Annotated in this window: 5 protein-coding genes; 4 read left to right on the top strand and 1 reads right to left on the bottom strand. The window is 62.8% G+C overall.

Annotated elements, in window-relative coordinates; all coding sequences use genetic code 11:
• Window positions 1-142 precede the first annotated feature (142 nt).
• From ACTNBY_RS09240 to nifJ, 4 genes are all read left to right on the top strand, one after another.
• Entirely contained in the window at window positions 143-1045 is a 903-nt protein-coding gene (locus ACTNBY_RS09240) for a hypothetical protein (protein ID WP_441064272.1), read from the top strand.
• Entirely contained in the window at window positions 1042-2883 is a 1842-nt protein-coding gene (locus ACTNBY_RS09235) for a serine/threonine protein kinase (RefSeq protein WP_441064270.1), read from the top strand. Before ACTNBY_RS09240 ends, ACTNBY_RS09235 begins: the two co-directional genes overlap by 4 nt.
• Before the next feature lie 3 nt (window positions 2884-2886).
• The gene (locus ACTNBY_RS09230) at window positions 2887-3822 is read left to right on the top strand and encodes an FHA domain-containing protein (RefSeq protein ID WP_441064268.1); all 936 of its coding nucleotides are present in this window, start codon (window positions 2887-2889) and stop codon (window positions 3820-3822) included.
• A gap of 477 nt (window positions 3823-4299) precedes the next feature.
• On the top strand, window positions 4300-7839 hold the full coding sequence (nifJ, locus tag ACTNBY_RS09225; RefSeq protein ID WP_441064267.1) for a pyruvate:ferredoxin (flavodoxin) oxidoreductase: 3540 nt from the start codon (window positions 4300-4302) through the stop codon (window positions 7837-7839).
• Window positions 7840-7949: 110 nt separating this feature from the next.
• On the opposite strand, the gene ACTNBY_RS09220 is transcribed toward nifJ, so the two are convergent.
• Window positions 7950-8022, bottom strand: a 73-nt coding sequence (locus ACTNBY_RS09220) for an IS3 family transposase (protein ID WP_441015707.1), incomplete at its 5' end; no start/stop codon positions are given.

The following is an 8022-nucleotide window of genomic DNA, read 5'->3' as shown; positions in this document are numbered from 1 at the left end:
TTCAAGTTTATCGGTCTGTTTAATCATATACATACGGCTTCAATTTATACAAGAACAGTCCCGGCAGACATTACTGCCGGGACTGAAACTGTTTTACGAATGCTCCCGATTTAAGCGGCGTGTTTTTGTTGGAGGAGAACGCATGCGGCCCGCTAGCACTCAGACAAAGCATGGCGCCGCGGTGCGCATTCGACGCCGGCTGGGCCTGGCGCCTCGGGCGTACGTGCTGCTGTCTTGCTCGCTCGTGCTGGTCATAGCCGGTGTTTCGGCTTATGGCATGACGGTGCCGTCCATGGTACAGGCGCATGCTGAGCGCGAGCTGCATATTGGGCGCAAGGCCAAAAGCGACTTGGGAACGACAACCGGATATGCGTGGGCGAGCGTGTTCGGGCGCACCGTGTTTGGCGTCGATCCCGCGGACGAGGGCGAGCGGGCGTCCAACGAGATCACGCTGGCAAACGGCAAGACTATCGTGCTCACCAACAACAAGGTCATTACGAAGCTTTCCAACAACAGTGTGGCTTCTGTCGTCAATAAGGCCGAGCAGCAGAAGGGGCAGGACGCCCAACAGACAGGCAAGCCCGGCGGTTCGGGTTCGTCTGGCTCCAGCTCCGATTCGTCGGGCGGCGGTTCCGGTTCGGGCTCCGCCTCTGGCGGTGGATCTTCGAGTGATGGCTCGACGGACGGCGGTGCCGGCGGCGACACGGACTCGGGTGGTCTCTCGGCTGCCGAGGAGGAGAGTATTCACAGCTGGCTCGTGACCAAATACAACATGCTCGATGGCTATGTCGCCCGCGCCAACAGCGTGGTCTCGACCTATAACGCTACGGGCGATACCGGACCGTGCGACAGCCTGGCCAGCGATATGTTTGTCATCCGTGCCGAGTTTGGCCGGCAAACGTTTTCTCCCAAGTCAAAGTGGTATCAGCAATACGCCAACCTATGGGGCTGCTACACCAATCTGTGCCAATGGGTGGGGCATTACGGCGATGACGACGTCGCGCTCAACAACTTCAATACCAAAGTGGCGGCGATCGCCCTATGACGAATAGCCTTGCTTTTGGCACATCGTGCGCGCTAAATCGCGACCCTATGGTGGGCCTGCGCCTGGCGCGCGTTGGAGGGTTTGAGCCCGCCATTGCGCTGGGCCCGGACGAGCTTCCCGCCTACCTGCGCCGTTTTACGATGCTGTTTGCCGATGACGCCACCATGCGCCGCGGCGGTATCGGCCGTGTGACGCGTGCCGTCAACGCGCAGGGCGAGGCCGTGGCACTCAAGCAGCTCATCTTGCCAACGCGCGACGAATTTGATGACGATGTCGCCCACGAGGCGCTGGTCACCAAGTTCAAGGCGGCGTTTCGCGAGGAATATGAATGCCATCGCGCCCTTTCGGGCCTTAGAGGCTTTCCCCGTCTGTATGGATGGGGCGAGGTCGACGGCGTGCCCGCGATTGTCATGGAGTGGGTCGAGGGCGAGACGCTCGCTCGCCTGCGCTCGCGCCTTGCCGTGGACGATGCCGGGCGTCTGTCGCCGCTCGTGGCGGCGCGCCTGGGTCGCGACCTGTTCGATCTGCTCTGCCGCATGAGCTTGGTAGGCGAGGGGTTCGTCCATCGCGATATCTCGCCCGCTAATATTATGGTGCGCACGGCGCGCCTGCCGCTCGACCGACAGCTTGCCGAAGGCACCTTCGACCTGTGCTTGATCGACTTTGGCTCTTCGCTGGCGCTCGAGCCCGCCTCTGAGGTGGCCGGCACCGGCGGCAAGGCGTCGTTTACCGAGCGATATGCCACGTTGCGCCGCGCGACGGTGGCCTACGCCCCGCCCGAGATGCTCACCGACGATATCCCCGACCTGCGCATGCTTCGCATGTCGCCGGCAATCGATGTCTATGCAGCGGCGAGTACGGTCTACGAGCTCATCGCCGGTGTCGCGCCGTACGAAGTGGCGCCGGGTGCGTCGGGTACTTCGGGCTCGCGCAAAAAGACGTGCGATATCGCCAGCCCTTATCGCCTCAAGATGGATACGCTGCCCGATTATCCCGTTGGCGCCCACGCGCCCGGCTGCGACTTGACGCAACTGCTGCGACGCGAGCCCGATGTGGCACTTGCCGCGGCCGAACAGGCTCAGCAGCTGGGACTCGATCCAAATTCCGAGGATCTGCGCGATGCGCTGGCGTTTGTCGATGCCCAGTTGTTCGACGTGGTCATGGCCTGCCTGTCCTGCCATCAGGAAGATCGTCCCGAGCCGGCTGCGGTGGAGGCGGCGCTCTCGGCATTTTGCGACCACTATGCGCAAAATGTCGCCCGCTCGCTTCGCGCCGAGCCGCTCATGCCGTGCCCGATGGAGGTATCGGGGCACACGGCCCGGCGTGCGGCGATGGTTGGTGCGACGGCGGTATGCGGCGTGCTTTGGGCTGTGGTCGTGGTATCAGCTGCGCTGTTGGCGTCGGGCGCCCATGTGACGCTCGTCGTAGGACCGCTTATGTGGTCCGGGAAGCTGCCGGCCATTATCGCCGCACTGGCGTTGGCACCGCCGGGCATGGTGGGCATCGCTGCCGGCGCCATGGCACACGATCGTCGCACGGGGTTCCTGCAAGGCGTACTGGCGCTTTCTGCCTGCGAGGTTCCGGTGCTGATCGCGGTTGCATGCACCGTGTTTTCCCAGCGCGCCGTAGCGAGCGGCTTCGTTGCCGCCTTAATTGCAACCTATGCGCTCACGTGGTTTTTGCTGGCGATGGGGTTTGCCTTTGAGCTTCCCGTCGTGTCAGCGCGACGTGCGAAAATTTCCATGGCGACGCCGCTTGCCGGCGGAGCCGCGGCTGCTCGCGCCTTTGGCGGGCCGGCCGAAGTATCCGACACTATCTCTGCGACCAAGGAGGGCTAAGCCATGGCTTCTCAAGCTGAGCTCACCCCGTGCGGGGCAATGTTTGACATCTTTAAGCGCGCAGCGCACCTGAGCCATATCGAACTGTGCGGCCTGGTGCTCTCGAGCCGCCCGCTCGTCGACGGCCGTAGTCCGCAGAGCCGTGCTGCCGATCGCTCTTGGGTTTCGCGCTTTATCGTGCGCGCGCCGGTCGGCACGCTGCAGGAACGTTATTTTGCCGATTACGGTACCTCGGCCGCGCGCATTATGTCGCAGCTGGCCTTGCGCCGCCGCAATCCCATGGACGCCGCGGCCGTGACCAACATGGTGTGCGGCCCCGCTGGCGAGCCCATGGTGCGGGCACTCGAGGAATGCCATCAGGACACGAATCTCTATCGCAATGCGCTCGAGCGCCTGTCGCAGGCGGCTGAGCTCATGCCCGCCGAGCGCGCCGAGGCCATCCTGGTGCTGTTTGTCGCCGTGGGCTGCTCGGCAGATGTCCGCTCGTCGGTGACCTATGCCCTCGACTACGCTCATGCGACCTGTGGCGGCGCCACGTCGACGCCGCGCTCGCTGAGCACCTCGACGGTCACGGGCGAGCACGAGGCGCCTGCGCACCCGTTGGGACTGCTGCGCGTGCAAAACGGCTACGTGGTGAGCGCCCCGCGCTGGATTCAGCCGAGTGAGGAGGGCGTCGAGATCGGCGCGCTGGCGACGGGGGAGGGCGATATCACCGATGTGGGCGATGACGTTTCGGCTCGCCATGCCCACGTGTGGTGCGATGACCAAAATGTCTGGTACGTCGAGGACCTGTCGTCCACCAACGGAACTGTGGTGGTAAACGGCGCTACGAACGTCTGCACCCAGGTCGAGCCCGGCCGCTTCGCTCGGCTCAACCCCGGTGACGAGCTCAGGCTCGGAGAATCCACAACCTACGCCATCCTCCTCGGCGCCCTCTGACTCATCTCCCAAATAAGTTGCGGTGAAATAGGGACTGTTTAAGGCTACGGCCGGCAAAAACAGTCCCTATTTCACCGCAACTGCCATTTGGTCCCTCGGTGACGAAAGGATTATTTTTGCCCTTGATGGTCGCTCGGGGTAAACCTTTACCGTCCGCCTATATTTGTCGAAATTACACTTGACGGCGGGGTACAATAAACCCGCATGCGGATTTCCGTTGCGGGCGCTTCCCATCACCGGGGCGTGCCCGGGAGCATCCGGCATGCGGCCTTTGCGGCGCTCGATCATGTGCAAGACGGGTAGCTGGGCCTGTGGAGCGCGTGCAGCCCTCCTCGCCTCGGCATGCCTTCTCTCCACGCCATGTACCTGCTGCTGAGTCCGCCTGTCAGATGACTGGAAGCAACAGCGAAAATCCCATCACGCCAACATCCCGGTAATCGCCGGGGCCTGTATACCTATATGAGAGGAGAGGGGTATATGGCGCGTAAGTTTAAGTCTATGGACGGCAACGAGGCGGCCGCATATGTTTCGTATGCGTACACCGAGGTAGCGGGAATTTATCCCATTACGCCGTCCAGCCCGATGGCCGACCATGTCGACCAGTGGGCGGCCCAGGGTCGCAAGAACATCTTTGGCACCCCGGTCAAGGTCGTCGAGATGGAGTCCGAGGCGGGTGCAGCCGGTACCGTTCACGGTTCGCTGGGCGCCGGTGCTCTGACCACCACCTACACGGCTTCTCAGGGCCTGCTCCTGATGATCCCGAACATGTACAAGATCGCGGGCGAGCAGCTCCCGGGCGTCTTCCACGTCTCCGCGCGTTGCGTCGCTTCCCACGCCCTGAACATCTTTGGCGATCACTCCGACGTCATGGCCTGCCGCCAGACCGGTTTCGCCATGCTCGCCGAGGGTAACGTCCAGGAGGTCATGGACCTCTCGCCGGTGGCTCACCTTGCCGCCATCGAGGGTAAGACCCCGTTCCTCAACTTCTTCGACGGCTTCCGCACCAGCCACGAGATCCAGAAGGTCGCCATGTGGGACTACAAGGATCTTGCCGAGATGTGCGACATGGACGCCGTCCAGGCTTTCCGCGACCACGCGCTCAACCCTGAGCACCCGCACACCCGCGGCAGCCATGAGAACGGCGACATCTTCTTCCAGAACCGCGAGGCCTGCAACAAGGTCTACGACGAGCTCCCTGCCGTCGTCGAGGGCTACATGAAGAAGATCAACGAGAAGCTCGGCACCGATTACGGCCTGTTCAACTACTACGGCGCTCCCGATGCCGATCGCGTCGTCGTGTGCATGGGCTCCTTCTGCGACGTGCTCGAGGAAGTCATCGACTACCTCAACGCTCACGGTGAGAAGGTCGGCCTGGTCAAGGTTCGCCTGTTCCGTCCGTTCTCCATCAAGCACTTCGTGGACGTTCTCCCCGAGACCGTCCAGAAGATCGCCGTCATGGACCGCACCAAGGAGCCGGGTTCCATCGGCGAGCCGCTCTACCAGGATGTCGTCTCCGCTCTCTACGAGGCCGGCAAGACGGGTATCAAGGTCGTCGGCGGCCGTTACGGCCTGGGCAGCAAGGACACGCCTCCCGCGTCCGCGTTTGCCGTCTTCGAGGAGCTCAAGAAGGACGAGCCCAAGCGCGAGTTCACCATCGGCATTGTCGATGACGTGACCAACCTGAGCCTGCCCGAGGCCGAGGATGCGCCCAACACCGCAGCTCCCGGCACCATCGAGTGCAAGTTCTGGGGTCTGGGTGGCGACGGTACCGTCGGCGCCAACAAGAACTCGATTAAGATCATCGGCGACCACACCGACAAGTACGTTCAGGCCTACTTCCAGTACGACTCCAAGAAGACCGGCGGCGTTACCGTCTCGCACCTGCGCTTTGGTGATTCCCCGATCCGCTCGCCGTACTACGTGACCAAGGCCGACTTTGTCGCTTGCCACAACCCCAGCTACATCGTCAAGGGCTTCAAGATGGTCCGCGACGTCAAGCCTGGCGGCACCTTCCTGGTCAACTGCCAGTGGAGCGACGAGGAGTTCGCCGAGCACATGCCCGCCGTGGCCAAGCGCTACATCGCGAACAACAACGTCAACGTCTACCTGATCGACGCTATCGACCTGGCCGCCAAGGTTGGCATGGGCAAGCGCACCAACACGGTGCTCCAGTCCGCCTTCTTCGCGCTGGCCAAGGTCCTGCCCGCCGAGGACGCCCTGCAGTACATGAAGGACGCGGCTACCAAGTCCTACATGAAGAAGGGCCAGGCCATCGTCGACGCCAACCACAAGGCCATCGATGCCGGCGCTACCGCCTTCCGTAAGTTCGAGGTTCCGGCCGACTGGGCTACCGCCGAGGACGCCGCTCCTGTCGAGCTTTCCGAGGAGACCAAGTCCGCTATCGCCCAGCAGGTCAAGAACCTGCTCGAGCCCATCGATCGCATGGATGGCGACAGCCTGCCCGTTTCTGCCTTTGTCGATTGTGCCGACGGTCAGTTTGAGCTGGGCGCCTCCGCATACGAGAAGCGCGGCGTCGCCGTGGTCGTTCCTCACTGGGACGAGACCAAGTGCATCCAGTGCAACCAGTGCGCCTATGTGTGCCCGCATGCCACCATCCGTCCGTTCGCGATGACCGAGGACGAGGCTGCCGCCGCGCCCGAGGCTACCCGTACGCTCGACGCCATGGGTCCCAAGGCCAAGGGCATGAAGTTCACCATGGCCGTGTCCCCGCTCGACTGCATGGGCTGCACCAACTGCGTCAAGGTCTGCCCCAAGGGCGCCCTCGAGATGGCTCCCGCCGAGCAGGAGATGGATCAGCAGCCCGTTTGGGACTACATGGTCAAGAACGTCTCCGAGAAGAAGGAGCTCATCGCGGCCAACGTCAAGGGCATCCAGTTTAAGCAGCCCTACCTGGAGTTCTCCGGCTCCTGCGCCGGCTGCGCCGAGACCGCTTATGCACGTCTGGTGACCCAGGTCGCCGGCGACCGCATGTTCATCTCCAACGCCACCGGCTGCTCCTCCATTTGGGGCAACCCCGCTGCCACCGCTCCTTACTGCAAGGACAAGGACGGTCACGGCCCGGCGTGGAACAACTCCCTGTTCGAGGACAATGCTGAGCACGGTCTGGGCATGGCCATCGGTTACGAGGCCGTCCAGAATAAGCTGATCGCCGCCACCCAGGAGCTCATCGCCGCTGACGGTCCGTCCGACGAGCTCAAGGCCGCCGGTCAGGCTTGGATCGACTCCGTCAACGACGTCGAGGCCTCCAAGACTGCTGCTGCCGCCTACGTTGCCGAGCTCGAGAAGTGCGGCTGCGACGCTTCCAAGGCGATCCTCGCCGACAAGGCTTACCTCACCAAGAAGTCCTTCTGGATCTTCGGTGGCGACGGTTGGGCCTACGACATCGGCTTCGGTGGTCTGGACCACGTCCTGGCTTCTGGCCACAACGTCAACGTCTTCGTCTTCGACACCGAGGTCTACTCCAACACCGGCGGTCAGGCCTCCAAGGCTTCGAACCTGGGCCAGGTTGCTCAGTTCGCCGCTGCCGGCAAGGTGACCAAGAAGAAGTCTCTGGCCGAGATCGCTATGAGCTATGGTTACGTCTACGTGGCGCAGGTCGCCATGGGCGCCAACCCGGCTCAGACTCTCAAGGCCATCCACGAGGCCGAGGCCTACGACGGCCCGTCCCTCATCATCGGCTACAGCCCCTGCGAGATGCACTCCATCAAGAAGGGCGGCATGCAGAACTGCCAGGCCGAGATGAAGAAGGCTGTCGAGTGCGGTTACTGGAACCTCTTCCGCTTCAACCCCGAGGCTGCTGCCGGCAAGAAGTTCTCGCTCGATTCCAAGGAGCCCGCGGGCGGCTATCAGGAGTTCCTGATGAACGAGGCCCGTTACGCTTCGCTGACGCGTTCCTTCCCCGAGCGCGCCGAGGAGCTCTTCAAGGAGAACGAGCAGGCCGCTATGGACCGCTACGCTCACCTGCTGAAGCTCAAGACGGTGTACAACGAGGCCTAGGTCTCCCACCGCAGGATCTGAGGGCTAACCTTCGCGGACGTCCTCGGACATGAAAGAACCCCCGCTGCGCACTGAACTGCACCCCAAAACCTGGACGGCTTAAATAAGAACTACGCCGCAAGGGACTGTCTCCGGAACTCCTCCGGGGTCAGTCCCTTCAGTTTAACCTGGCGCCTCCTCGTG

It is taken from the genome of Collinsella sp. HCP28S3_E12, assembly GCF_052065595.1.
Lineage (GTDB): Bacteria > Actinomycetota > Coriobacteriia > Coriobacteriales > Coriobacteriaceae > Collinsella.
The sequence above is the reverse complement of the archived record's forward strand: the minus strand, read 5'-3'. Positions and strand labels throughout refer to the sequence as shown.

Excerpts from the sequence above, each read along its gene's own strand:
- ACTNBY_RS09240 (WP_441064272.1), top strand. The coding sequence starts at position 143 with ATGCGGCCCGCTAGCACTCAGACAAAGCATGGCGCCGCGGTGCGCATT.
- ACTNBY_RS09235 (WP_441064270.1), top strand. The coding sequence starts at position 1,042 with ATGACGAATAGCCTTGCTTTTGGCACATCGTGCGCGCTAAATCGCGAC.
- ACTNBY_RS09230 (WP_441064268.1), top strand. The coding sequence starts at position 2,887 with ATGGCTTCTCAAGCTGAGCTCACCCCGTGCGGGGCAATGTTTGACATC.
- nifJ (WP_441064267.1), top strand. The coding sequence starts at position 4,300 with ATGGCGCGTAAGTTTAAGTCTATGGACGGCAACGAGGCGGCCGCATAT.